The 24,486-nt window shown below is 50.7% G+C and carries 15 protein-coding genes and 1 pseudogene; 7 read left to right on the top strand and 9 right to left on the bottom strand.

Annotated elements, in window-relative coordinates:
* Positions 1–2: 2 nt before the first annotated feature.
* From JRC49_14735 to JRC49_14725, 3 genes are read right to left on the bottom strand one after another with little or no spacing between them, the layout of a single operon-like run.
* Positions 3–1,058 (bottom strand): LCP family protein, encoded by a 1,056-nt coding sequence (locus JRC49_14735; GenBank protein QTE71018.1) that lies wholly within the window; start codon positions 1,056–1,058, stop codon positions 3–5.
* Positions 1,059–1,072: 14 nt separating this feature from the next.
* The gene (locus JRC49_14730; GenBank protein ID QTE71017.1) at positions 1,073–7,003 is read right to left on the bottom strand and encodes an RHS repeat protein; all 5,931 of its coding nucleotides are present in this window, start codon (positions 7,001–7,003) and stop codon (positions 1,073–1,075) included.
* Between the two features lie 39 nt (positions 7,004–7,042).
* A complete protein-coding gene (locus JRC49_14725) occupies positions 7,043–8,551 on the bottom strand; it encodes a polysaccharide biosynthesis tyrosine autokinase (protein ID QTE71016.1) in 1,509 nt (502 codons plus the stop codon).
* Between the two features lie 1,087 nt (positions 8,552–9,638).
* On the opposite strand from JRC49_14725, the gene JRC49_14720 reads away from it, so the two are divergent.
* The 3 genes from JRC49_14720 to JRC49_14710 all read left to right on the top strand — a co-directional run bounded on the left by JRC49_14720 (position 9,639) and on the right by JRC49_14710 (position 14,574).
* On the top strand, positions 9,639–10,127 hold the full coding sequence (locus JRC49_14720) for a hypothetical protein (protein ID QTE71015.1): 489 nt from the start codon (positions 9,639–9,641) through the stop codon (positions 10,125–10,127).
* A gap of 68 nt (positions 10,128–10,195) precedes the next feature.
* Complete coding sequence (locus JRC49_14715) at positions 10,196–12,376, top strand: NHLP family bacteriocin export ABC transporter peptidase/permease/ATPase subunit (protein QTE71014.1); 2,181 nt, start codon at positions 10,196–10,198, stop codon at positions 12,374–12,376.
* Between the two features lie 17 nt (positions 12,377–12,393).
* A complete protein-coding gene (locus JRC49_14710; GenBank protein ID QTE71013.1) occupies positions 12,394–14,574 on the top strand; it encodes an ATP-binding cassette domain-containing protein in 2,181 nt (726 codons plus the stop codon).
* A 124-nt stretch (positions 14,575–14,698) separates the two neighbouring features.
* On the opposite strand, the gene JRC49_14705 is transcribed toward JRC49_14710, so the two are convergent.
* On the bottom strand, positions 14,699–15,460 hold the full coding sequence (locus tag JRC49_14705) for a transposase (GenBank protein QTE71012.1): 762 nt from the start codon (positions 15,458–15,460) through the stop codon (positions 14,699–14,701).
* A gap of 63 nt (positions 15,461–15,523) precedes the next feature.
* Positions 15,524–15,718: a hypothetical protein gene (locus JRC49_14700; GenBank protein ID QTE71011.1), complete on the bottom strand. Its 195-nt coding sequence runs from the start codon at positions 15,716–15,718 to the stop codon at positions 15,524–15,526.
* Between the two features lie 81 nt (positions 15,719–15,799).
* Here JRC49_14700 and JRC49_14695 point away from each other — a divergent pair, with 81 nt between their 5' ends.
* Entirely contained in the window at positions 15,800–19,045 is a 3,246-nt protein-coding gene (locus tag JRC49_14695; protein QTE71010.1) for a hypothetical protein, read from the top strand.
* A gap of 170 nt (positions 19,046–19,215) precedes the next feature.
* Complete coding sequence (locus JRC49_14690) at positions 19,216–19,626, top strand: ATP-binding protein (GenBank protein ID QTE71009.1); 411 nt, start codon at positions 19,216–19,218, stop codon at positions 19,624–19,626.
* Positions 19,627–19,693: 67 nt separating this feature from the next.
* Here the strand turns inward: JRC49_14690 and JRC49_14685 are convergent.
* From JRC49_14685 to JRC49_14675, 3 genes and pseudogenes are all read right to left on the bottom strand, one after another.
* Positions 19,694–20,602 (bottom strand): annotated as a pseudogene (locus JRC49_14685) (IS3 family transposase).
* A complete protein-coding gene (locus tag JRC49_14680) occupies positions 20,506–21,078 on the bottom strand; it encodes a helix-turn-helix domain-containing protein (GenBank protein ID QTE71008.1) in 573 nt (190 codons plus the stop codon). The pseudogene JRC49_14685 and the gene JRC49_14680 overlap by 97 nt, the downstream one beginning before the upstream one ends.
* Before the next feature lie 104 nt (positions 21,079–21,182).
* Positions 21,183–22,031 carry a transposase gene (locus JRC49_14675; protein QTE71007.1) on the bottom strand — a complete coding sequence of 283 codons (849 nt, stop codon included), beginning with the start codon at positions 22,029–22,031 and terminating at the stop codon, positions 21,183–21,185.
* A gap of 158 nt (positions 22,032–22,189) precedes the next feature.
* Here JRC49_14675 and JRC49_14670 point away from each other — a divergent pair, with 158 nt between their 5' ends.
* Both JRC49_14670 and JRC49_14665 read left to right on the top strand, forming a co-directional pair.
* Complete coding sequence (locus tag JRC49_14670; GenBank protein ID QTE71006.1) at positions 22,190–22,762, top strand: helix-turn-helix domain-containing protein; 573 nt, start codon at positions 22,190–22,192, stop codon at positions 22,760–22,762.
* Positions 22,763–23,042: 280 nt separating this feature from the next.
* Entirely contained in the window at positions 23,043–23,573 is a 531-nt protein-coding gene (locus JRC49_14665) for an IS3 family transposase (GenBank protein QTE71005.1), read from the top strand.
* Between the two features lie 65 nt (positions 23,574–23,638).
* Here the strand turns inward: JRC49_14665 and JRC49_14660 are convergent, their stop codons facing one another.
* Positions 23,639–24,391, bottom strand: a complete 753-nt coding sequence (locus JRC49_14660; GenBank protein QTE71004.1) for a triose-phosphate isomerase — start codon at positions 24,389–24,391, stop codon at positions 23,639–23,641.
* Between the last annotated feature and the right edge of the window lie 95 nt (positions 24,392–24,486).

Here is a 24,486-nt window from a genome sequence, read left to right as displayed (position 1 = left end):
GCTTAGTCTTCGGTATACAGGAACTCCTTTACCGCAGCGATATTGGCTTCCTTATCAATGAGATGTCCCTGTGCACCAGCCACTATGTCATAGGGCTGGGTTGCTTCCAGAGGAAGAATAGTGGATTTGATGAGATCAAAGATACTTGCCCCTTCCCGTTCGGCCTGGTAAGCAATCTTGGCAAGAGCAAGTGTAATGCTCCGTATTTCATCCTCAGTCATATTGTTCACGGACATCTGGAAGATGGGTGCAATTTGATCACGAAGGAACTGATAATCTTCTTCGGTTATTTCATCCAGATTGATGAGTCTTCTGGCATAGTCGTCTGCAGGTACACCGGTTTCATTGGTATACAGAGCTACTTTATCTGCAATGAAGCTTCCGGCGCTGTGGAAAAGACCCGCGACAACATTTGCGTCCCTTTGGCAGCAGTTATACACGCTGTCATACTGCAGCCAGCCGTAGCCCACGGCCTGCAAGCCGTTCAGGTGGGTGTTGGGTCCAAAGTCATTCAGGTAATATTCCTGAGCCAGCATATCAATCACAGTCTGTCCCAGTTCACCCGCCGCCACCTGCTCCTGCAGGCGGATCTTCTTGGACGCCACCATACCGTTCAAGGCATTACGCTCCGCACGGGTGATATCCACATTGATTCCGCCATATTCATCGATCAGGGAAGCCAGATTCAGGTAGTTCAGACTCAGGTAATGATTAATGTTCAAACCGAAGTTTTCATTGAAGACTTTGACCGCTTCTTCAGGCCCATTATTCCGATAAGGCATATCCAGCTTCTGGGGAACATCGTAGCCTTCATAGTTAATGAAGGTATCCCAGGTGAACATCATCAGGTGGATTCTGCCCTGATCAGGCTCCATGGCTGCAACCATCAGGGTGTTGCCGGCATTGCCCTTATCGTTGTTCATGCCTTCATTGCAGATGAGCAGGAATGATTCCCAGTTGCCTTCCTTCTTCTCTTCCGCTGTTGCTGCCAGAGGAAGCAGGCACAGGAGAAGAAGCAGCGCAGTCAGTTTGATAAGAAGGTTCATTGTCTTTTTCATTTTGCTTCCCTCCTTTAAGGATTCTGAGTCGGAAGTGCTTCCTTATCCTGATTGTACTTGCTGGTAATGATCAGGTTGCCTTCCGCGTCATAGTAGCCGTTCCAGCCTGCAACGCCTTCCGCGTTGTTTGTCAATTTATTGTAGCGATCCTGGTAGCGTTCCCCGATCAGGCGTCCGGCGCTGTCATAATCGCATTCTTTGCTGGAATAGCCTGCGTCGCAGTTAGCCTGCCCGCCGTACTTATCGAAGTAGCCTTCCCAGGTGCGGTTTCCGTTTTCATCCTCTTCGTACTGAAGCTGGGCATATCCCTTATTCGTATTGATTGGCTTACCTTCGTCATCCAGGTAAGTCACTTCATGTACCCGAGTATTCGGATAGAAGAGGATGCTCACTCCATAGGCTCCCAGGGTATCCGCGCAAGGTTCATCATTCGCGTCAAAATACTTCTGGATATATTTTTCCACCTTGGCGGCATTGGTCAGGTCATATGCATAAGTCAAGGCTGCATAGCCATTCGCATTCGGTGCAGGATTGCCGTTCTCATCCAGCCAGGTCTGTTTATCGATCCGGCCAAAGGGAGTATAGGTGGTAGCCACACCATATGCACCGTTCACAGCGGTTGCTTTATTTGCCGCATCGTAGAACTTCTCCAGCGCGATCTGGCCGCGTCCGGTGTATTCCTTTTCCACTGTGCTGGCGCCCTCAGCGCCAACAGCCGGATTACCAGCCTTATCGAAGTAGCTGATCCTAATCATCCGGTCATACTTGTCGAAGGTCTGACGGCTTTCGATATAGGACTCGTCATCCATGGTTTCATTGATGACACGCAGGGTGTAGGTACGATTCTCCTTATCCTCATCCACCAGTTCACGTTTGCTGTAGCCATTATACGCAACAGGTTTATTCTCGGTATCGAAGTATGTTTCTTCCTTCAGACGTCCGGTTTCGGTATATTCTGCATAGTGAGCTGCATATCCATCCCGGCATAGTGCCGGTTTGTCCATTTCGTCGTAATATTCCTCACTGAGGACCCGTCCGGCGTCATCATAAGCCATGAGATAGTAGGCGTAAGCGGAACCTTCCGGAACCACCTGCAGCTGCGAGGTATTCAGGTATCTGACAGTCAGCCGATTACCCAGTTCATCATAGGTAGATACTTCCTTGGCATAGCCCATCTGGGTATCTACCAGATTGCCATCCACGTCGTAGTAGCATTCTTCGGTTTTCAGTCCCAGAGTGTTATACTCTGTAGTCATCCTGGCATAGCCGCGGCGGACCGCCATCGGCTTGCCTTCGACATCATAATAGCTGACTTCTGTCTGCCGTCCGGCCAGGTCATAGACATACCGGGCTTCGGCATAATCGCTGGCGTAGAAGGTGGGACGTCCCTGCTCATCATAGAAGTGGACTTCCAATACCCGTCCGTCCTCATCCACTTTCCGGGTCATGGAAGAATAGCGTCCGTAGTTGTGAACAGCAGGTTTCCCGCCCCTGGTCAGAAGACGTTCTTCGATGCAATGGTTCCGCTCGTCATATTTCAGCAAAATCTCGCAATAACCGTCATTATTCCAGATCAGTTCGCCATCCTTGTTATAGTAGGACTCACGGATCTTGTTGCTGTTATTGTCATACTGATAAGCCACAGCGCAGTAACCGCTGGAAAGTTTGGCTGGCTGACCTTCTTTGTCCAGATATTCACGCTTGATAACTCTGCGGAGATTATCCCATGTATTTCGCAGCGTGGCATATCCACCCGCACCCGCAACCGGCAGATCATCATTATCCAGGTAGGTTTCCGTCAGGATGTCTCCGTTCTTGTCCACCGAACGGCGGATACCAGAGTACCCAGCACCGATGTATGTCCGGTTGTATTTATCATCCAGATAAATCGTACCGACAAGGTTCAAATCATTGTCATAGATGTTTTCACTGGCGGCATAGCCATCTTTGAACAACGTCGGTTGTCCGGAAACATCAAGGTAAGTAGTACGCCAAATCTTACCCTGATCGCTGTACTCATAGCGAATCCCGGCATAGCCGGCGGAAATCATTTTGTTCAAACCATTGGCATCAAGATAGGTAATACCGGTGCGGCGATTCTGATCATCATAAGCAAACTGAATCGTGCTGTAGCCAAACTGGGTTTCAGAAGCTTGTAATCCGGTATTCAGATATTCGATACGAATTAAACGGCCACGAGCGTCATAAACGTTTCTGGAAGCAGGCTGGCGTTCCGTCAGAGACGCAATCCGCTCATTCTCATCCAGATACTGTTCCAGAATTACGTGATTGTTCTTGTCATATTCACGCTGCCAGACGCTGAAGCCTTCCGGCAAACGGGTCAGTTTATCATTCACGTCCAGATAGCGGACCTGAAGGACATTATTGGCATTATCATATACTTTCTGCTCGGCTGAATAACCCTTTTTCGTCATTACCCGCTGCATCTTGTCATCCAGGCAGGATGTCTTGGTAATACGACCACGACCATCATATTCAAAGGACTTGGCAGCATAGCCTTCCGGCAGAGTTACGATATCCATGTTGTAATACCAGACGCTGCGCACGCGGCGATCGAAGGCGTTATAGACATGGACGACACGGTTATAACCGTCCGCCAGTACAGTAGGTGCACCTTCATGGTGATACCATGCTTCTTCGGTCAGGTTGTTGTGATTGTCATATTTATAAGTCTTATATCCGTAGGTGTTTTCCTGCAGAGCCGGCTGATTGGATTCATCGAACCAGGCTTCGCTCAGCAGATTGCCGTGGCTGTCCCAGGTCTGTTGTTTCTTAGCATAGCCAATCTGCTGCATGAGGAGATTACCTTTGCCATCGGTATATTCCTCTGACAACAGATGTCCGCGGATATCATAGGTATCTGTTTTCTGGGCATAACCCTTGGTGGAAATCACAGGCTGTCCTTCTGTACCGAAGAACTTTTCGGTCAGCAGATTGCCACGGGCATCATACTCGCACTCAGTAGAAGCGTAGTCCCCGCGCAGCATATAGGGCATACCGGTTTCATCCAGGTACTTCTCACTCAGGAGCCGATTTTCATCGTCATACTCACGCAGGACTTCCGGCGCACCGGCAATGACTTTCGCAACTTCCCCGTTCACACCGAAGTGTACTTCACGGGTGGTATTGCCGTTCTTATCATACTCGCAGAGGAAGGAAGCGTATCCTTTCGGACATGCGACCGGTTTGCCGTTCTCATCGAAGTACTGCTCTCTCAGCTGATGGCCTTCCATATCCCAGGTGTTTTTCTGGGTATGGTAGCCGTCAGCGATTTTTACAGGCTCATTATTTGCACCAAAGTAAGCGATACTCACGGTGTTGCCCATGTAATCTGTTTCGGTTACCTTCGAGGCATAGCCGAAGGAAGTATCCGCCAGTTCACGATTAGCGTTCAGATAAGAAACCGTTGTCTTATTGATATCATAAGTAGTTTCAGTAACAGCATATCCGTCGCGGTTTTCTTGTAGGGTTCCATCCGCATTGTAGCGCGCTTCTTCAGTCACCCGTCCCTGAGCGTCAATCTGACGCTCCAGTTTGGCATAACCAGGTGTCGCAGGAGCAACAAGCTCACCCTTCTCATCGTAATAGGCACGCAGGGTCAGATTCCCGGCATGATCATACTTGACTTCATAGGAAGCGTAGCCCTGGGAAATGACAACCGGTTCGCCCTGAGCGTCCAGATATTCCACCTTGGTTGTCAGGCCGGTTTCCGGATCATAGGTCAGTTTACGGGCAGCAAAGCCATCGCTTTGCAGGACCGGACGGCCGTTGGTACCAACGTTCAGTTCATAGGTCATATGGTGAGCGTTGTCATATTCCCGTTCCACTTTAGCCCGTCCGCTGACCAGGGTGGACATATTTTCCGCATTATAGTAGGAAATGGAAGTGATATTTCCCTTCGCGTCATAATCATAGATGGCGCTGGCATAACCATTACTGTTGGTCACAGGAGTACCGTTCTCATCGAAGAACTTTTCACCGGTGTGATGTCCGGCATAGTCATAGCTATGAACCTGAGCAGCATTAGTGCCGTTCACAGCCAAAGGCTTATTGTCATCCCCGAAGGTGACTTCCCACAGCAGGCTTCCCTTGCTATTATACTCCCGCAGCATGGCCGCTTCCCCGTTCCGGGTGGCAGAAAGGGTTCCATCCGCATTGTAATAATGGACTGAAGTCTGCAGCATGTTCCGGTCGTAAGTATAGGCAGCTTTATGTGCACCGGTCACAACGCTGGTATCCGGATTTCCTTCCGCGTCAAAGAAGGCTTCTTCCAGGAGAAGATTCTTCTTCGGTCCGCCGTAGACCATGCTCCGGGCATAGGCACCGGTAATGGCTTCAACCGGATTGCCGTCTTTGTCGAAGTATGCTTCATAGCAGGCAGGTTCAGTGGGATCGTTGGTTTCGTACTGATATTCGATCCAGGCGTACTGGCCTTCCTCATACCGTGTAGGCAGCCACTGATCGTCCATATAGACAGTCTTTATGATCTGGTTATTCTCATTTTTGAAGTTCTCGATACCGGCATGGCCTGCTTTCCGTTCAACAAGCTTCATATCCGTACCGTAGTATTTTTCCCACTGAGCATAAGGAGAATTCAGCACCCAGAGTTTATTATCATCCAGTTTGAAGTTGTTATCATCGAAAAGCTTCCATTCAATCCGGGCAAAGCCACCGTTGGACTGAGTATATTCGTCCAGGATGTCATAATAAGTTTCCCGCTTATCCCAATCGTATTCATTGTTATCATCATATTCGAATTCGATCATGGAGACGCCGGATGTAATCATGGTACGGTTACCATCCGCTCCAAAATAACGGATATAATGTACCCGTTCACTGCTGCCATAGTATTCATAAGTTACCCGAGCATAACCATTCAGCATCTTGAGCAGCTGACCGTCACGATCCAGATAATCAATCTGGATGACCCGATTTAGCTCATCGTAGGTGTTAACTGTAGACGCAGTACCGGTAGAAGAGATGATCAGTTCCCCATCCGCACCATAATAATCTGTACGGGTCAGGTTGCCGCGTTCATCGTAGCTGCGAACTTCCCGCTGCCAACGCTTTGCGCCGAGAGTTTTGCTGCCGTCCGTTCCATAGATTTCCGTGGAAACCAGCATGGGTTTTCGATCATTATCATCCAGGACTACAGTGTTAAACAGCTCTCCCCGTTCACTTTCCGGCATAGAATTGGGTGTACCTTCACGGTCACGGATAGGCATATTACCCAGCAACATCCCAAGGCCCATATTATCCACCCGAGCATTTGCGGCTGCGGTCAGGCCTTTGGCATAAATATAAACTATCTTTGCTCCGCCTTCTGCACCCAGCAAAGCATTACCGTTTGCATCTTCATAACGTTTGGTGATCACAACTGCGTTTTCATCCTCTTCCAGGCTGTAGAGGATCCGGGCATAACCGCCGGTGGGCTGGATTAGATTACCAGATGCATCATAATAAGCGGTGGAAAAGATCTGGTCTCCGTCCCATATATCCCGGCGGTAACTGTAGCTACCGGGAATGTCTGCACGGCTGCCATCCGCGGTATAGCGATCTTCCGCCACGATGTGGGGAACTCCCTTGGAGTTGTTCTCATAAGTGAAAACAGTTTTGGCATATCCCCCATCCGCAACAACAGGCTCACCGTTCAGACCGGTATAGGATTCGGTCAGGGGATTCCCCTTCGCATCCCAGGTATATTCAGCCTTATGGAATCCACGGCTATTAACGGCGGGATTGCCATCCGAGTCATGGACAGTTTCAGAAATTAACTGTCCGTTTTCATTCCACTCACAGTCCGTCAGGCTGTAAGCGGGCATACGCAGGCTCTGGGGCGTCACCGCGGCAGACGCTCCATAAACGGTGCTGAGTAACAGTGTCAGAATCAGAAGAACCGGAATCACCCTGATGAGCTTTTTCATGCTCTTTCCCCTCTCATGTTCCCTTTAAAATATCGTGTATCAGTCTTCGTTTTTTGTTGCGTGTTTCTTCTTTGGGTTGTCCGGATCACCAACCACTCTGGACCGGGTATCATATTTGTTATAGTATTCATATCCCCGCTGGGAGCGCTTACTGTAATATTTTCCCTGATGCAGCTTTTCTCCATAGAAGACAAAGCCCAAGACTTCCAAACCGGTCATCTCGCAGGAGACCAGTGCCCGGCGGATTTCCCGGTGATCCGAGAACTCCTGCCGAACCACAAACAGGGCACCGGCGCATTTGCTGGAAAGAGCCAAAGGATCGGAAACAATGTTGATCGGCGGCACATCCATCAGGATCAGATCATATGTTTCTTCCAGTTCCTGAATCAGTTTCTCCATTGCAGGGCTTTCCAGCAGTTCGCAGGGATTGCTCGGCATGGAACCTGCCGGCAAGATGTCCAGGTTTTCCCATACTGTAGAAACAATCGCTTTCTTCGCAGTTGTACTTCCAGTCAGGATATCAGCCAATCCAGGAGAATTGGGATCATAGTAGAAAATTTCACTCTGACATGCCCGGCGCATATCCGCATCTACCAGAAGGATCTTCTTCCCGCTCATCGCCAGGGAAACTGCCAGGTTTGCAGCAATGGTACTCTTGCCTTCTCCTGATATGGCGCTTGTGACTAAAACGGTCCGATGCATCTTTTCAGACAAGGTATAGAGCAGGTTCATTCGGAGCTTGGCATATCCTTCCACAAGATCCATATCTGTTTTCTCATTTAGCAGGAAAGCTCCAGCATCTTTTTCTGAACCTTTTGCTCTTCTGATATAAGACAGGATCGGCGGAGTATAGTGATCCGTAATTTCGCCGGGCTTCTCCACCTGATGATTCATCAGGAACAAAAGCGTCAACAGAGCACAGGCGAGAGCCGCTCCAGCCAAGCCTCCTATCAGGCCTTGCCTCTTATCATTGCGCCCATTAGCAAACATAGGAACTGTTGCGTAGTCCTGTGCTTTTGCTTCTCCAGCAGAAACAACATCTTTAATAGCTCCTGGGGCAACTTGTAATACACTATTGCATATATCAGCTGAAAGATTCGGGTCTATTGTTGTGCATGAAACCTGAACCATCGGGGTTTCATGCACCGATTTCATGGAAATAGCATAGCGTATAAAGCTGGTAGACAGGCCAGGATATTTCTGGCTCAGCAAAACATCTTCTTCATTGCCGTTCTCACCAGCCGGTTCAATGGCGTATTCCAATACACGCTGCATAACAGTTTCACTTTTTACAACTTCACTGTAGATATTCACCAATTGAACAGCACTAGAGATATCCGTCACATTAGCATATCCATAATTTACAAGGTTCGGGTTACTGTTTGTTACGAACATCGTTCCGGAAGCCGTATAGGTATCCGGGGCTTTGGAAGCGCGGTAATACATCACGCCAAAGCCAATAGCTGCGCAAAGAATTACCAGCCAGATGCGCTTAAGAATATAGACGGCCAATCTCGCGAGATCGATGCTTCCGCCCTGTTTGTTCATCGTTAACCCTCCAGCTTCTGTTTCAGTTCGAGTGGTGTAACTTGGTTGTATTGATTACATCGTATATCTATTTGATTTTACCATATGACCTTTCGGCCTGTAAAGGTAAAAACATGCAATTTGAAGAGGTTTTTCCATTGTTTTTTCAACGTTTTCAGGCGTCCTATGCACATTCTGCAACGTATAGTCGTTTCATCATGGAAAAACTGCAAGGAATTTGTTCAAACGTTTGCAAATAGTAATGCGATGTTGTCACATTTCCCACTCTCTTCTCTGTAAGGATGGAATGATTTTCACATAAGGTTATACGCAGGCATTTGGCAGATGGCAGTGGATCTGCAAAAAAGTTTGTATATTTTTTGCAGAATGAAATAAATGCAACATCGGCAAGAAGTATCTGCGTATTTGTCCCACCCAAAGAATTGGGTTACGTTGGTACGTTTTTGATGGCTTGGTCCGTATTTGTATGTACTTTTGAAGGCTCTCATGTATCTCTTATGTAACTATTCATGATTTTGACCTCCTTCTTGTGGGAAGCATAAAATGGAGATACATCCGTCGAGAAGTTACCTGGGTCATTATATACTAGTGCGAGTAACTTTTGTTTTCGGTTCGTCCCTGTTTTGGGCCGTTTGTCCCCAGAGTGGGCAAAGCCCAAATTCACAATTCATAATTCATAATTCATAATTATCGTCCTTCGGACGTAGTTAGGGATCCTTCGACGCACTTCGTTTGTTCAGGATGACACACTGTCCTGAACGCTGCGATGTTCCTATTAGGTTCCCGAACGTGAACGGGCGAGGAGACTGCGTCATCGCTTTATACGATGACAATGAACAATTAACAATGAATAATTAACAATTATAGAAAACGAGATCCCTCCACGCGGCTTACGCCTTGGTCTGGATGACAGAGTGAAGTCATCGATGTCCCATATATAAATAAGAAGACTTTTTACTATTGTATATTTTTCGTCCCAGATACTTGCAGCTTGTCCCGTGACGGTGAAACGCTCTTGCTAGAAATGTATGAAGTTTGATATACTTCTCTCAGGTTTTACAATCGAATGTCGAGAGGGGCTGTTGGTGTGTCTGAACAGACAAAGGTTAAGCTGTTCCGGGAAAAGAGCCTGGAGGCCGTGGAGTCTCCGGAGAGTTTGAATGATTATCTTCGGGTAACGTCTCCCGGGGTGTGGCTGGTACTGGCGGCAGTGATTGCATTGCTGGTGGGCGCTATCCTGTGGGGTGTGTTCGGTCATATCAAAACCACTTCTTCCGTAGCGGTGAGGGTGGAGGATGGCAAGAGCCTCTGCTATATTCCGTATGACAAGGCGGAAGGTGTTCTTTCCTATGGAAATGTATCCATAGACGAGAAGGAATATCCCCTCGCCTCTTCTTCTGAATATGAGGTCATCGTCATCCAGGCGGATGAAAGCATCCGTCTGCTGAAAGCCGGCGGGCTGAACGTGGGTGATCCCGTGGTGGTGGTTCCGGCGGATACCGGACTGCCGGACGGGGTGTACTCCGGGGTGGCTGTGACGGAAGATCTGAGACCCATTTCGCTGTTGCTGCAGTGATGGGTTGGTTTATTGCTCTTTCATTTATTATAGGAAGATATGAGCGTAAGCTTGTGTGAGGGTTTGATATGTTCAGATTGAAGAAGAAGGTACCGGCGCCCATTACCAAGGGTGTGTGCCAGGTGCCGGTGGTCATGCAGATGGAGGCGCTGGAATGCGGGGCGGCTTCCCTGACCATGATCATGCATTACTATAAAAACTGGATACCGCTGGAGCAGGCCCGGGTGGACTGCGGTGTTTCCATGGACGGTGCTTCGGCCAAGAACATCCTGGTTGCTGCCCGGAGCTACGGGCTGACGGCCAATGCCTGGCGGGTGGAGCCGGAGGATCTGCTGGAGGAAGGGCCCTTCCCCTGCATTATCCACTGGGGGTTCAATCACTTTGTGGTGCTGTGCGGTTTCCAGGGAAAACGGGCCGTGCTGAATGACCCGGCCCGTGGACGGGTGAAGGTGGAATGGGAAGAGTTTGACCGGGAGTTTACCGGAGTGTGCATGTGCTTCGAGCCCGGTGAGGATTTTAAGCCTTCCGGAAAACCGAAGAGCGTGCTGTCTTACGCTAAGGAGCGGCTTCGTGGTTCCGGGACGGCCGTGGCCTTTGTGGTATTGACCACGACAATCTCTTCCCTGCTGGGGATTATCTCCCCTGTGTTTAACCGGACGTTCCTGGACCGGCTGCTGACGGGATCGAACCCGGAATGGCTGCCCATGTTCCTGGTGCTGTTTGCGGTGTTCGGGGTGATCTCCATCGTGGTGACCTGGATTTCTGCGGTGTATTCGCTAAGGATTCAGGGCAAGATGACCTCCTACGGCAGCAGCTCCTACCTGTGGAAGGTGCTGCGGCTGCCGATGCAGTTTTTCAGCCAGCGGCTGTCGGGTGATATTGCGGACCGGCAGGCCACCAATGCCTCCATTGCGTCGGCATTGGTGCAGACCTTCGCTCCCCTGGCCATCCAGGCCGGGATGATGATCTTCTACCTGGCGGTGATGATCCATTACAGTCCCATGCTGGCGCTGATCGGTGTGGGAGCCATTGTGTTGAATTTGGTCGTTTCCGCGTATGTGACTTCGAAGCGGGTGAATATTACCCGGGTGCAGCAGCGGGACGCGGCGAAACTGTCGTCTGCGACCATGTCGGGTATCTCGATGATTGAGACGATTAAGTCAAGCGGCGCGGAGAACGGTTTCTTCGGGCGCTGGGCAGGATACCAGGCCAGTGTTAATTCCCAGAATGTTTCGTATACCAAGCTGAACCTGTTCCTGGGCACGCTGCCGAGCGCCATCACGGCGACGGCGAACATCGCGGTGCTGGGACTGGGCGTGCTGCTGGTGATCCGGGGGAAGTTCACCGCCGGTATGGTGATGGCCTTCCAGGGATTCTTAAGTTCCTTCATGGCGCCTGCTTCCCAACTGATTGCCGCAGGGCAGAGCATGCAGGAGATGACCACCCAGATGGAACGGGTGGACGACGTGATGAGCTATCCCGAGGATCCCTCCTTTGTGGTGAGGGAGAAGACGGCGGAATACCAGAAGCTCTCCGGCAATATTGAACTGAAGAACGTGACCTTCGGTTATTCCCGGCTGGGCAAGCCCCAGGTGACGGACTTCTCCATGACGGTGAAACCGGGACAGAAGATCGCGTTTGTGGGACGGACGGGCTGCGGCAAGAGCACGCTGGCCAAGCTGATCTCCGGCCTGTACCGGCCCTGGAGCGGGGAAATCCTGTTTGACGGGGTGCCGATCTCGGAGATCGACCGGGACGTGTTTACCGGGTCCGTGAGCGTTATCGACCAGGATATTACCCTGTTTGAGGACACGGTGAGCCAGAACATTAAGATGTGGGACGACTCCATCGAGGACTTTGAAGTGACGCTGGCCGCCCGGGACGCGGGCATCTATGACGACATCGTAACCCGGGACGGCGGCTTCCTCCACAAACTGCTGGACGGCGGACGGGACCTGAGCGGCGGGCAGCGGCAGCGGCTGGAGATTGCCCGGGCGCTGAGCCAGGACCCCACGATCTGCATCATGGACGAGGCAACCAGCGCCCTGGATGCCCGGACGGAGTATGAGGTGATCAAGAGCATCAACGCCCGGGGGATTACGTGCATCATTATCGCCCACCGGCTGAGCACCATCCGGGACTGCGATGAGATCATCGTGCTGGACAAGGGAAAGATTGTGGAGCGGGGCACCCACGATGAACTGTATGCCAGGGGCGGCTATTACGCCGACCTGGTAAGCAATGAGTAAGGAAGGAGGCGCTGAAGATGGGCTGGTTTGATGATCAGATAGAGTTCAGGAAAAAACATGAACGGGAGCTCCTCAGTGACTCCTTTGAAAACATCGCCCGGTCGGTAACCGGACGGAAGATCCATACCTTCCTTTCCGAGGAAGAGGACGTTAACGACGCGGTATCGGGTCTGCTGAAGCACATGGGCGTCAAGGAGCGGGAGGTGCCCGCCACGGTCCGGGGGCTCCGGGACCGGCTGGACTTCCTGCTGAGCTCCACGGGTATCCTGTACCGGGAGATTATCCTCTCCCGGGGATGGCAGAACGACGCCATGGGACCGATGATCGGGAGCCTGAAGGATACGGGGACCGTTGTGGCCATCCTGCCCTCCGAAATGGGCGGATATGAGTATACGGATCCTGCCAGCGGGGCGAAGGTGAAGATCAACGGGCATACGGCGGCGAACATCTCCGAGGAAGCCCTGTGCTTCTACCGTCCCCTGCCCATGCGTGAACTGAAGCTGAAGGACCTGCTGCGGTATATGCTTTCCTGCCTGACGCCCCGGGACCGGATATCCTTCCTGGTGGCAGCGGGAGCCATCGCGCTGGTGGGCCTGCTGATCCCGAAACTGAACCAGATCCTGACGGGTACGGTTATCGCAGCGGGCAGCACGAGGCTGCTGGTGGCGGTGGTGAGCTTCCTGTTCTTTGCCACGGTGACGACGATCCTGCTGACCATTATCCGGAACATGCTGCTTTCCCGGATCCGGTATAAGCTGAACGTGAACGTATCCGCCGCGACCATGATGCGGATATTGAGCCTTCCGGCAGCCTTCTTCCGGGATTACAGCGTGGGTGAACTGAACCAATATATATCCTATATGGACAGCTTGTGCACCACGATTGTGGACAGCCTGTTCTCCACAGCGATCACGGGCCTGTTCTCCCTGATCTACCTGGGACAGATCTTCGCCTTCGCGCCGAGCCTGGTGGTGCCCAGTTTGTTGATCACCATCGCGACGCTGGCGATCAGCCTGCTGAGCGCGCGGGTGCAGATGAAGATTGACCAGGAGACAATGGTGACCACCGCCAAGGAGCGGGGCCTGGTGTACGCGTTTATCAACGGCATCCAGAAGATCCGCCTGTCCGGCGCGGAGAACCGGGCCTTTGCCAAGTGGTCGGACCTGTATGTGGAGACGGCGACCACCACCTTTAACCCGCCGAGCATCATTAAGCTGAGCAGCGTCATGACCACGGCGGTATCGCTCATCGGTACAGGGGTCATGTACTTCATCGCCGTGAGAAGCAAGGTGACCGTGGCGGACTACTTCGCCTTCAACGCGAGCTATGCGTATATTTCCACCGCCTTCTCTTCCCTCGCCGCCATGGCACTGAGCGCGGCATCCATCAAACCGGTGATCAACCTGGTGAAGCCCCTGCTTTCCGCGAAACCGGAAACCTCGGATCACCGGGAGACGGTGACAAGGCTGAGCGGCAACATCGAAATCAGCCACGTGACCTTCGGGTACGATCCGGAGAGCAAGCCGATTTTTGAGGACTTTAACCTGTCCATCCCCGCACGGCAGTATGTGGCCATCGTGGGCAAGAGCGGCTGCGGCAAGAGCACGCTGGTGCGGCTGCTGCTGGGCTTTGAGAAGCCGGCGCGCGGAGTTATCAATTACGACCGGAAGGACCTGAACCAGCTGGACCTGCGGAGCGTGCGGCGGCAGATCGGCACGGTGATGCAGGACGGGCGGCTGTTCAGCGGTTCGATTTTTGACAATATTGTGATTTCCAACCCCACGCTGAAGCTGGATGAAGCCTGGGAAGCCGCGGAAATCGCCGGCATCGCCGACGACATCCGGGATATGCCCATGGGCATGCATACCATGCTGCAGGACGGCGGCGGTACCATCTCCGGCGGCCAGCGGCAGCGGCTGATGATCGCCCGGGCCATCGCCCCCAAGCCCAAGATCCTCATCTTTGACGAGGCCACCAGCGCCCTGGACAACATTACCCAGAGGAAGGTTTCCGAGGCCCTGGATAAGATGAAGTGCACGAGGATCGTGATTGCCCACCGGCTGAGCACGATCAAGCACTGCGACCGGATCCTGGTCATCGACGGCGGCAAGATCGCAGAAGACGGCACGTATGATGAGCTGATTGCAAAGGGCGGTATCTTTGCAGCGTTGGCAGAAAGACAAAGACTGGATGCGTGACAAGGGGACGGTTCTTCTGTCACGCTTTCCCGCCACAACAAAAAACCGTGACACGGGGACGGTTCTCCTGTCACGGTTTTTCTTTTCGTCGCTATCCGAGCGTGACAGAGGGACGGTTCTCCTGTCACGCTTTTATTGCTCTCTCAATGGCTCCGCGGTTTATTCCTGTCAGTCTCTCAATCTGCCGTACTGAAAGTCCGTTCTCTTTCAGAATGCCAATCTTTTCATTCCTCTGTTTCCGTTCCATCTGTTGAAGCTGTGTCCCGCTCTCCAGGCGCAGGACCTCTTTGATGATTCGCTGCGCTTCCCTGTCTGTCAGATGCTTCGATTCCCTGCATTCAAAGAATCCTTCATCCTCAGTAAAAGGATCCGCTTCCGCACTGTACTTCATGAAGCCTTCTGCCCCGCCAAGCAGGTTATGGACTTCCTGTGTATCCACCAGACCCTTCAACTCACCGGTGTAATACCGCCAGCTGCTCCATTTATACTTACTTGCCAGGCAGATGCCCGCCTTCACAGGATTGTTATGAATATAGCGAACTGCAGTCAGCAGATAGACGGTGTTGTCGATGGGCTTGCTCATATAACGATCCTGAAACAGATGCCCGGTCCTTTCATACTTGGTATTGTAGTAGGATGCATAAGAGGTGGAGATCTTCTTCATGACCCGGTCCAGGCCGTCGTCGATCTTCAGGAGCAGATGGAAATGATTCTCCATGAGGCAGAAAGCGATGACGCTGAACTTCTCTTCCTGCTTATATTTCTTCAGCGTTCGCAGGAAGAACAGATTGTCTGCCTTTTCCTCAAACAGAATCTGCTTGCCGATGCCGCGGGCGATAATATGATAATAGCCGGTGGCGCTCTTTATTCTTGCTGTTCTGGGCATGATTCTCACCCCCTTTTATTCAGTATATGCGGTTATACCAGCGAACTCAAGGCGAACAAAAAATTATCTGCAAAAAGTCTGTTGATTGGATAATGTAATTATTTTATCATTTTTCTCCTGTTTTTTGCAGTTTTGCCCTTGCCAGGAACTGTTAAAATATGGTATTTTTATATAGGCAAAAGCTTTCTGAGACAAAAATGATACCGTTTGCAAAGCTTTTGCTTCTTTTTTTCGGTTTTTGCAATTGTCTGCTGCCATCCATTCAGATTCCTGCGTATAAAGGAATGGAGAAAGCAATGACAATTGTTTCAACACCATATCACGCCCTGGAGGTATTTTATGAAAAAGTTCTATCGGATTTTTCTGGCATCGGTTCTTGCCCTGTCACTCCTGACGGGCAGCATCGGTATTCCCGTTTTCGCGGAAGAAGCCGAAACCGCTGAACAGGAAGAAGTCCTCAGCGGTGCAGCCCCGGAAAGCAATGAAACTGCCGGGCAGGAGGAAGAATCCCTCAGCGGTGAAGCCCCTGAAAGGGATTATTACCCGATCAATCATACAAATCATCTTAATTATGTGGCCGATACAGGGAACATCTCCGGCCAGTTAGTCAACTGGGTCTATATTGAAAACGACGGCAAAGCAAAGGGCCCGCAGCAAACTGCCGTTACGCTCGGCGCTGCGAACGGATACAGAAACAATGTAGGTTTAACAAACATCTACATTCACGTCAGCTACGCCGGAGAGCAGGTAACGCAATCCGAGCCCACCGCCCTTCATGTTTTCGCTGAAAATGAAGGCACAGCCGACATCACCCTGGGAGGCATGGCTATCGCTGAAACGGCCGGTTCCAATGGGCCCGGCGATCCCACAGCCATCAAGGCAGAATCCAGTTCCGGCGGCCAGACCACGGTGACGGCCGAGGGACAGGTAATTGCCGGCGAGGACACAGAGGGCCTATACCTCGACCATACACTTGTGAACGCCTCCTCCACGGGTGAAGGCAGCAGCACCGCCGTTACACTGCTCAGCACGGCCAACGGCGATGTGAAAATCAGCGCAGCGGACGGCGGTAAGTCGGTCATCAATATTGACAACGAGGGGCAGGGTCTCGGCAGACGCGCCACGCTGTCCTCCAACGACGACGGCAGCCTGGCCCAGCTCAACCTGAAGGAAGGCAATGTGTCCGAGATCCGGTTCCGCGGTGAAGACGGTACGCGTGAAGCGAACATTAACGGCGACGTCAAAATACAGGTAGAATCCTACTTCGCAGGCGGCGAAGCCAACGCAAACATTACCGGCAATGTCGGCAACCCCAATGCCTCACAAGGCGGCATCAACGCCACGGTCAAGGATGGCGGTACCGCTAATTATGATGTGGACGGAACCATTTACGGCCATGTTTATCTGAACGAAAACAGAAACGAAGATCACCTGGACGGCGCCAACATCAATGTGCAGGCCGCGAATGTCGAAGGCGAAGTCAGCATTGGTTCCCAGCATGACGGCAAATACAACGTCACGATCAAAGAAGACATTACAGCCAAGGAAGACGCCCTGAAGATCAGGAACAACAATTCCGAAGTCAACGTTGATGTCCAGGGAAGCATTACCTCCAACGGCGGAACCGGCATTGCCGTGAACAATGTCGGCGACCTTGAATGGGTTGAAGCCGGCACGTTTGACAACGTGGATGATCTGCCGGCAGGGCGCAAAGAGCTCAAATCCATTCTGAACCCTGCCACCACAGGGGATGAGGTGACGTTCACGCTCGATCACAAGAGCACGCTCAACGAAAACACCGAGCAATACAACGACGACATTCTCTACGAATACACAACAGACGTGTATACAGATACTCCTATCCCCCTCCACAAGGATAACAACCCGGACAATCCCACCATGGCCAGATGGGGCATTAATGACGAACAAAACATCACGGTCGTCTATCCGGGAAATACATACAAAAAGTATGAAATAACCGGTGAGGAATATAAACCGGAAACCCAGACAACCTACGCCCGTGAGCGCATTGACTACGAAAACACAGACGTGACAAACGTGAATGTGGGCGAAGACCTGATTGTCAAAGGCGAATCCAGGGAGCTTACGGGCATCAGCGTCCGGAGCGATAACAAATTCAATGAAACCAATATCAACATCGGCGACAACGTGAAGGTGACCTCCCTGGACACCAATGAAGAAGGTGACCACACCGCCACCGGTATCCGCGTGGACGCCCTGGAAGGCGACATCAACATCAACGTCGCGACTGACCTGGTGGTCGAAGGCGGCGTCAACGACACCGGCATCGTCCTCAACCGGCATGCCCATGAAGAATTTGCCGCCAGCGACGCGGAAAAAGTCAACCCCGAGAAGCTGAACGGCATCTCCCTGGGCGACCAGATCATCGACGGCAAAGTCGTTCAAGTGTATGAAGCGGAACAGGAAGACGGTACCGCGCTGTATTACGATGAAGAAGGCAATGTATACGACTGCGTCACCGTGGCAAACGAAGGCACGACCCAGATTGTCATCGGGCGCGACGTGATCAGCGACGGCAACGGCGTTGAACTGACCGCGGGCGGAGAAGAAAAGACCGACCTGATCATCGACGGCTCCCTGGTCGCCACCGGCGGCACCAGCGTTGTGCTCAAGGACGACACGGCCCTCGGCGATAAGCTGACCCTGACCGTATGGGAAATGACGGCAGACAAGGACGGCGACTACGTCAAGCGTGAGGAATATGACGAAACCACGGACAGCAAGAAGCTTGTTGCCGACCGGGAAGCTGAAAAAGCCATTCAGTACATTATCCGGGTTGACCCCAGCCAGGAGGGCATCATCCACACCAACGGCACCAGGGATTACAAGGGCCGCGAAGTTGCCAATGAAGGCGACATCATTGTGCTGAAGATTGACGTGCCCGCAGGTCTGATGATCGACGAGGTTTACGGCGACCAGGCCCATAACAAGCTGATCCAGGACAGCTACGGCAACTATTTCATGATCGTTCCGCGCGGCGGCGGCGTGCTCTTCTCCGTAATCCTGAAGGATTATGTTGAGCCGGAACCGCAACCCCAGCCGGAACCCAAACCCCAGCCCGATCCCGAACCCAAGCCCGTGCCGAAACCCGATCCTGAACCCAAGCCGGAACCTAAGCCTGAACCTAAACCTGAACCCGAACCCAAGCCCGCACCGGAACCCGAACCTGAACCCAAGCCGGAACCTAAGCCTGAACCCAAGCCGGAACCGCAGCCGCAGCCGATTGATGAAGGCATCAACAAGCCCGCTGAGATTGCCGTTCATGTAGTACGTCCTCTCCTCTCGGTTACCGACATCACCGGAAGCGTACAGCTGAACTGCTTCCGCGGCGGCACTTTCACAGTCCACCTCCTGAAGGGCCGCAACACTTATACAGGCAAGATCACTCTTTACAGTGATGGCACTATGTACCTCATCGGACCGGACGGTTTGGAAATGCCGATCGACGAAAAAGGTGATTTCACCTTGATCGTGGGAAGCGAACGGTTCTCCTTCGTGTTCACTGCAGCAGATCTCGCTGTTCTGCGGGCCTGCCTCCCATAAACCTGACAAACCCAACAGACAGGGGAGCCTGCCTCCCCTGTCCTCTTTTTAACCTATTTTCTGCTTGAATCATACAGTGATATCCTATATAATATTTTTAATGAAAAAAAGATGATGTGACGTTTGGAATCCTATCACTGCATATTCCGCAGACTGAACGGAGAATGAGCGTGAAAGAGCTGACCCTTGAAGCCAAAGTGGCGAATCTCCAGCAGGTGCTGGATTTTGTGGACGAGAATCTCAAGTCCATGCGCTGCCCCATGAAGATCCTGATGCAGATCGACGTGGCCGTGGAAGAGATCTTTGTCAACGTCGCCAGCTATGCCTATGCCCCGGATACCGGCTCCGTCACCATCCGGATGGACCTGCAGGAAAATCCCCGGTCTGTGGTGATCACCTTCATCGACAGCGGCATCCCCTATAATCCCCTGGCGAAGGCTGATCCTGACGTTACGCTTTCCGCGGAGGAAAGGGCCATCGGCGGGCTGGGAATCTATATGGTGAAGAAGAGCATGGACAAGATGGAATATGAGTATACGGACAAGCAGAACATCCTGAAGATGTATAAGATCATCGAATAAAAAGTGGACACTGGGGACAGTCTGATATGTACCCAGTTTCCTGGACACATTGATTTATGATCGAGGCTCAACCCATGGATGCCATCCTGTATTTTACGGGTGGCATCCATTTTGTTTTTGCCTGGATGCGCTCATTGTTGTAGTAGTCAATGTACTTCGCCATGGCTGTGGAGAACTCCTCATATGATTTGTAGTCTTTCTCGCATCCATAAAACATTTCGTTCTTCAGTCGTCCGAAGAAGGTCTCCATGATACTGTTGTCATAACAGTTTCCCTTTCGGGACATGGACTGAATAATGCCACGCTTCTCAATAGCCTTTCTGAAATAAGCATGTTGGTACTGCCATCCCTGGTCAGAGTGAAAGATCAACCCATTAAGTGAGGAAAATTTGTTCAATCCTTTCTCCAGCATCCGTCGAATCTGTTCCATGTTTGGACTTAACGAAAGATCGTATGAGATGACCTCGTTTGTGTGCATATCCAGAATTGGAGAGAGGTAGCACTTTCCCCAAGGGAAACTGAATTGAGAGACGTCGGTTGTCCATTTTTGCAAAGGTTTCGTTGTACTGAAGTCTCGGTTAATGAGGTTATCTGCCACCTTTCCAACTTCTCCCTGATAAGAATGGTACTTTTCTTTCGGACGTTTACCTTTAAGGTACATGCAATGCATTAAGCGCTGGACCTTTTTGTGGTTTACCTTATAGCCTCTGTTGATCAGTTCGTGGTGTACTCTCCGAACACCATATCGACCTTTGTTGTGTTCAAAGATTTCCCTGATCACACATGCGACTGCTTCGTTCCTTTTCGCTACCACGTCTTCTTTTGAAACTTCGTAATAGTACGTGGATCTGGAAAGGCCAATCGCTTTAAGAAGGCACTTCAGTTGGTATCCTTCTTCTCTAAGTTCTTTGATGATCGCTGCTTTTTCGCCTTGAGTCGCGCAGCCTCTTTTTCTTCTCTCAAGGCGATCTCTTTTTTTATGACTTCGATTTCTGCTTTAATGTATGCGTTTTCGGCCCTTAGTCTCACAAGCTCTTCATACTCGGATTCATTGAGTTTCCTAGGGTTGTTGTAATTGATTTTCTTCATATGGGGCTCCTTTGATGGTCGGCCTTTTCTCATGTTTACCAGACCATTATACCCCTCGAGCTTATATTTGCGAACCCAGCGAGAAAGTAAGCCGTTGTGTATACCTGCCTCATTAGCTACTGACAGGATTGATGAACCTGCAATAACCTTGGCAACCAGCTCATATTTCTCTTCTGGAGTCCATTCCTTATTAGTCCCCCGGCGCTTGAGAACCTCCGGCCCATTTGCTTCTTCTGCATGGAACCATCGCAGAATCATCCTGTGAAAGTTTTTAGGATCTTTAATACTTGTGGGAGTCTCTGGCCACCTTCCCTCTCTGTACATCTCAACGCATTTCCTCTTGTACTCATAACTGTAATGCATAAAAATACCCTCCTTACTGGTGTCCAGTAAAGAGGGTACATATCAGTCCCCAGTGTCCACTTTTTTGCTTTTTGGACACCGGGGACTGTCCCCGGTGTCCACTTTTACCAGATTTCATCATCACCATATGTAAATGCAGATTCATCGGACTCATGAAACTGGATTGACTTTCTTTCCAGCAGTGCCGCAGGGTCGATCCGCTTTACTTCCCTGTCGACAGTTGTCCTGGGCATTCCGGTTATGCGCGAAATCTGCTTTACAGAAAGCTTTTCAAGAAACATATCCCTCACATAATTCTTCTGGATTTTTCTATCCAGCAATTGAAACTCCGATACAGAAGAGCAATTTGAGATCTGCTTCATTATGTCGATTGCCTGATCATCCTTAATCCGCCAGGCATAGTCATCCTCATCCGGAACAGTATCATCATTTTCCTCTTTGCAGAAGGTAAGCAGGTTGTCTCTGCCTCCGAAAATGCTTTCAGCGTATTCTGTGTCAGTAATGGAACCAATTCCCTTTTCATACGCGCGGTAACTGGTCCATTTGTATTTACCCGGCGAGGATTCCAAGCCAGCTTTCATAGGATTCTGCAAAATATAACGCAGAACGGTCATAAAATAGCGCTCGTTCTCTACATTTTCACTCCGATAACGATCCTGAAACAAATGTCCGGTTCTTTCATACTTTTGATTGTACCATTTCACATAACTGCTGCCGATTCGTCTGAACACGATTTCAAGCGGTTCATCACCTGCCTGAATCAACATATGCACATGATTTGTCATCAGGCAAAAGGCATACAGCTTAAATCCCGATACTTCCTTACATTTTCTGACTACGTTCATAAAGAAATACCGATCACTGTCATCCTCAAAAATGACCTGCTTGTTTATTCCACGCCATATAACATGGTATATGTTTGTTACACTCTTTAGCCTGGCTGTTCTTGGCATGTTAATCACCCAGCAAGATGATAACATTCGTCGTTCTTCATGTAAAGAAAAAGTGGACACTGGGGACAGTCCCCAGTGTCCAAAAAGCAAAAAAGTGGACACCGGGGACTGTCTGATGTGTACCCTCTTTACTGGACACCAGTAAGGAGGGTATTTTTATGCATTACAGTTATGAGTACAAGAGGAAATGCGTTGAGATGTACAGAGAAGGAAGGTGGCCAGAGACTCCCACAAGTATTAAAGATCCTAAAAACTTTCACAGGATGATCCTGCGATGGTTCCATGCAGAAGAAGCAAATGGGCCGGAGGTTCTCAAGCGCCGGGGGACTAATAAGGAATGGACTCCAGAAGAGAAATATGAGCTGGTTGCCAAGGTTATTGCAGGTTCATCAATCCTGTCAGTAGCTAATGAGGCAGGTATACACAACGGCTTACTTTCTCGCTGGGTTCGCAAATATAAGCTCGAGGGGTATAATGGTCTGGTAAACATGAGAAAAGGCCGACCATCAAAGGAGCCCCATATGAAGAAAATCAATTACAACAACCCTAGGAAACTCAATGAATCCGAGTATGAAGAGCTTGTGAGACTGAGGGCCGAAAACGCATACATTAAAGCAGAAATCGAAGTCATAAAAAAAGAGATCGCCTTGAGAGAAGAAAAAGAGGCTGCGCGACTCAAGGCGAAAAAGCAGCGATCATCAAAGAACTTAGAGAAGAAGGATACCAACTGAAGTGCCTTCTTAAAGCGATGGGCCTTTCCAGATCCACGTACTATTACGAAGTTTCAAAAGAAGACGTGGTAGCGAAAAGGAACGAAGCAGTCGCATGTGTGATCAGGGAAATCTTTGAACACAACAAAGGTCGATATGGTGTTCGGAGAGTACACCACGAACTGATCAACAGAGGCTATAAGGTAAACCACAAAAAGGTCCAGCGCTTAATGCATTGCATGGACCTTAAAGGTAAACGTCCGAAAGAAAAGTACCATTCTTATCAGGGAGAGTTGGAAAGGTGGCAGATAACCTCATTAACCGAGACTTTAGTACAACAAAGCCTTTGCAAAAATGGACAACCGACGTCTCTCAATTCAATTTATCTTGGGGGAAATGCTACCTCTCTCCAATTCTGGATATGCACACAAACGAGGTCATCTCATACGATCTTTCGTTAAGTCCAAACATGGAACAGATCCGACGGATGTTGGAGAAAGGATTAAGCAGGTTTTCCTCACTTAATGGTCTGATCTTTCATTCTGACCAGGGTTGGCAGTACCAACATGCTTATTTCAGAAATACGATTGAGAAACGTGGCGTTATTCAGTCCATGTCCCGAAAAGGAAACTGTTATGACAACAGTATTATGGAGACATTCTTCGGACGACTAAAGAACGAGATGTTTTATGGATGCGAGAAAGACTACAAATCATATGAGGAGTTCTCCTCAGCCATGGCGAGGTACATTGACTACTACAACAATGAGCGCATCCAGGCAAAAACAAAATGGATGCCACCCGTAAAATACAGGATGGCATCCATGGGTTGAGCCTCGATCATAATTCAATGTGTCCAGGAAACTGGGTACATATCAGTCCCCAGTGTCCATTTTGCTTATTTGTCGTAGTTGACAACCTGGCTGAAGTCAGGAGCCTTCAGGCTGGCGCCGCCGATCAGGCCGCCGTCGATTTCAGGCTGAGCCATGAGACCCTTCACATTCTTGGGGTTCATGGATCCACCGTACTGGATGCGGACCTTGTTGGCGGTTCCCTTGCCATACTTGCGGGCCACGGCGGCACGGATGACGCCGATGGTCTCGTTCGCCTGCTCATCGGTGGCGGTCAGGCCGGTGCCGATGGCCCAGACGGGCTCGTAAGCGATGATGATCTTGGCAACCTGTTCCTTGGTCAGGCCGTTCAGGCCGATCAGGGTCTGGTATTCAACCAGCGCGTCGGTATAGCCGGCTTCGCGCTCTTCCTTGTTTTCGCCAACGCACATGATGACCTTCAGGCCAGCTTCGACAGCGGCCAGCACGCGCTGGTTCACGGTCTTGTCGGTTTCGCCGAAGTACTGGCGGCGCTCAGAGTGGCCGATGATGACGTATTCCACGCCGCAGGCCTTGAGCATATCAGCGGACAGCTCGCCGGTGAAGGCGCCGCTCTTCGCCCAGTGCACATTCTCGGCACCCAGCTTGATCTTGCTGCCCTTGGCAGCTTCCTTGACGGCCGCGAAGTTCACGGCGGGAACGCACACGACGACGTCGCAGTTAGCATCCTTCACCAGGGGCTTCAGCTCGGTTACCAGGGCCTTCGCCTCTTCGGGCGTCTTGTTCATCTTCCAGTTACCGGCAATAATCGGTTTACGCATTGTTTTCGTCTCCTTTTTCACGTTGCCGAAGGCAACATTTCACATCGCGAAGCGATATTTCATATTGGTCGAAGGCCAATATTTCACATTCGGCT

This window comes from Clostridiales bacterium FE2011, assembly GCA_017569305.1.
Lineage (GTDB): Bacteria > Bacillota > Clostridia > Christensenellales > Aristaeellaceae > Aristaeella.
This window is presented reverse-complemented; position numbering and strand designations above follow the sequence as displayed.

Coding starts and splice junctions, on each gene's coding strand:
- JRC49_14670 (QTE71006.1), top strand. CDS start 22,190: ATGCATTACAGTTATGAGTACAAGAGGAAATGCGTTGAGATGTACAGA.
- JRC49_14735 (QTE71018.1), bottom strand. CDS start 1,058: ATGAAAAAGACAATGAACCTTCTTATCAAACTGACTGCGCTGCTTCTT.
- JRC49_14695 (QTE71010.1), top strand. CDS start 15,800: ATGAAAAAGTTCTATCGGATTTTTCTGGCATCGGTTCTTGCCCTGTCA.
- JRC49_14730 (QTE71017.1), bottom strand. CDS start 7,003: ATGAAAAAGCTCATCAGGGTGATTCCGGTTCTTCTGATTCTGACACTG.
- JRC49_14680 (QTE71008.1), bottom strand. CDS start 21,078: ATGCATTACAGTTATGAGTACAAGAGGAAATGCGTTGAGATGTACAGA.
- JRC49_14700 (QTE71011.1), bottom strand. CDS start 15,718: ATGGCAGCAGACAATTGCAAAAACCGAAAAAAAGAAGCAAAAGCTTTG.
- JRC49_14660 (QTE71004.1), bottom strand. CDS start 24,391: ATGCGTAAACCGATTATTGCCGGTAACTGGAAGATGAACAAGACGCCC.
- JRC49_14710 (QTE71013.1), top strand. CDS start 12,394: ATGGGCTGGTTTGATGATCAGATAGAGTTCAGGAAAAAACATGAACGG.
- JRC49_14715 (QTE71014.1), top strand. CDS start 10,196: ATGTTCAGATTGAAGAAGAAGGTACCGGCGCCCATTACCAAGGGTGTG.
- JRC49_14675 (QTE71007.1), bottom strand. CDS start 22,031: ATGCCAAGAACAGCCAGGCTAAAGAGTGTAACAAACATATACCATGTT.
- JRC49_14705 (QTE71012.1), bottom strand. CDS start 15,460: ATGCCCAGAACAGCAAGAATAAAGAGCGCCACCGGCTATTATCATATT.
- JRC49_14725 (QTE71016.1), bottom strand. CDS start 8,551: ATGAACAAACAGGGCGGAAGCATCGATCTCGCGAGATTGGCCGTCTAT.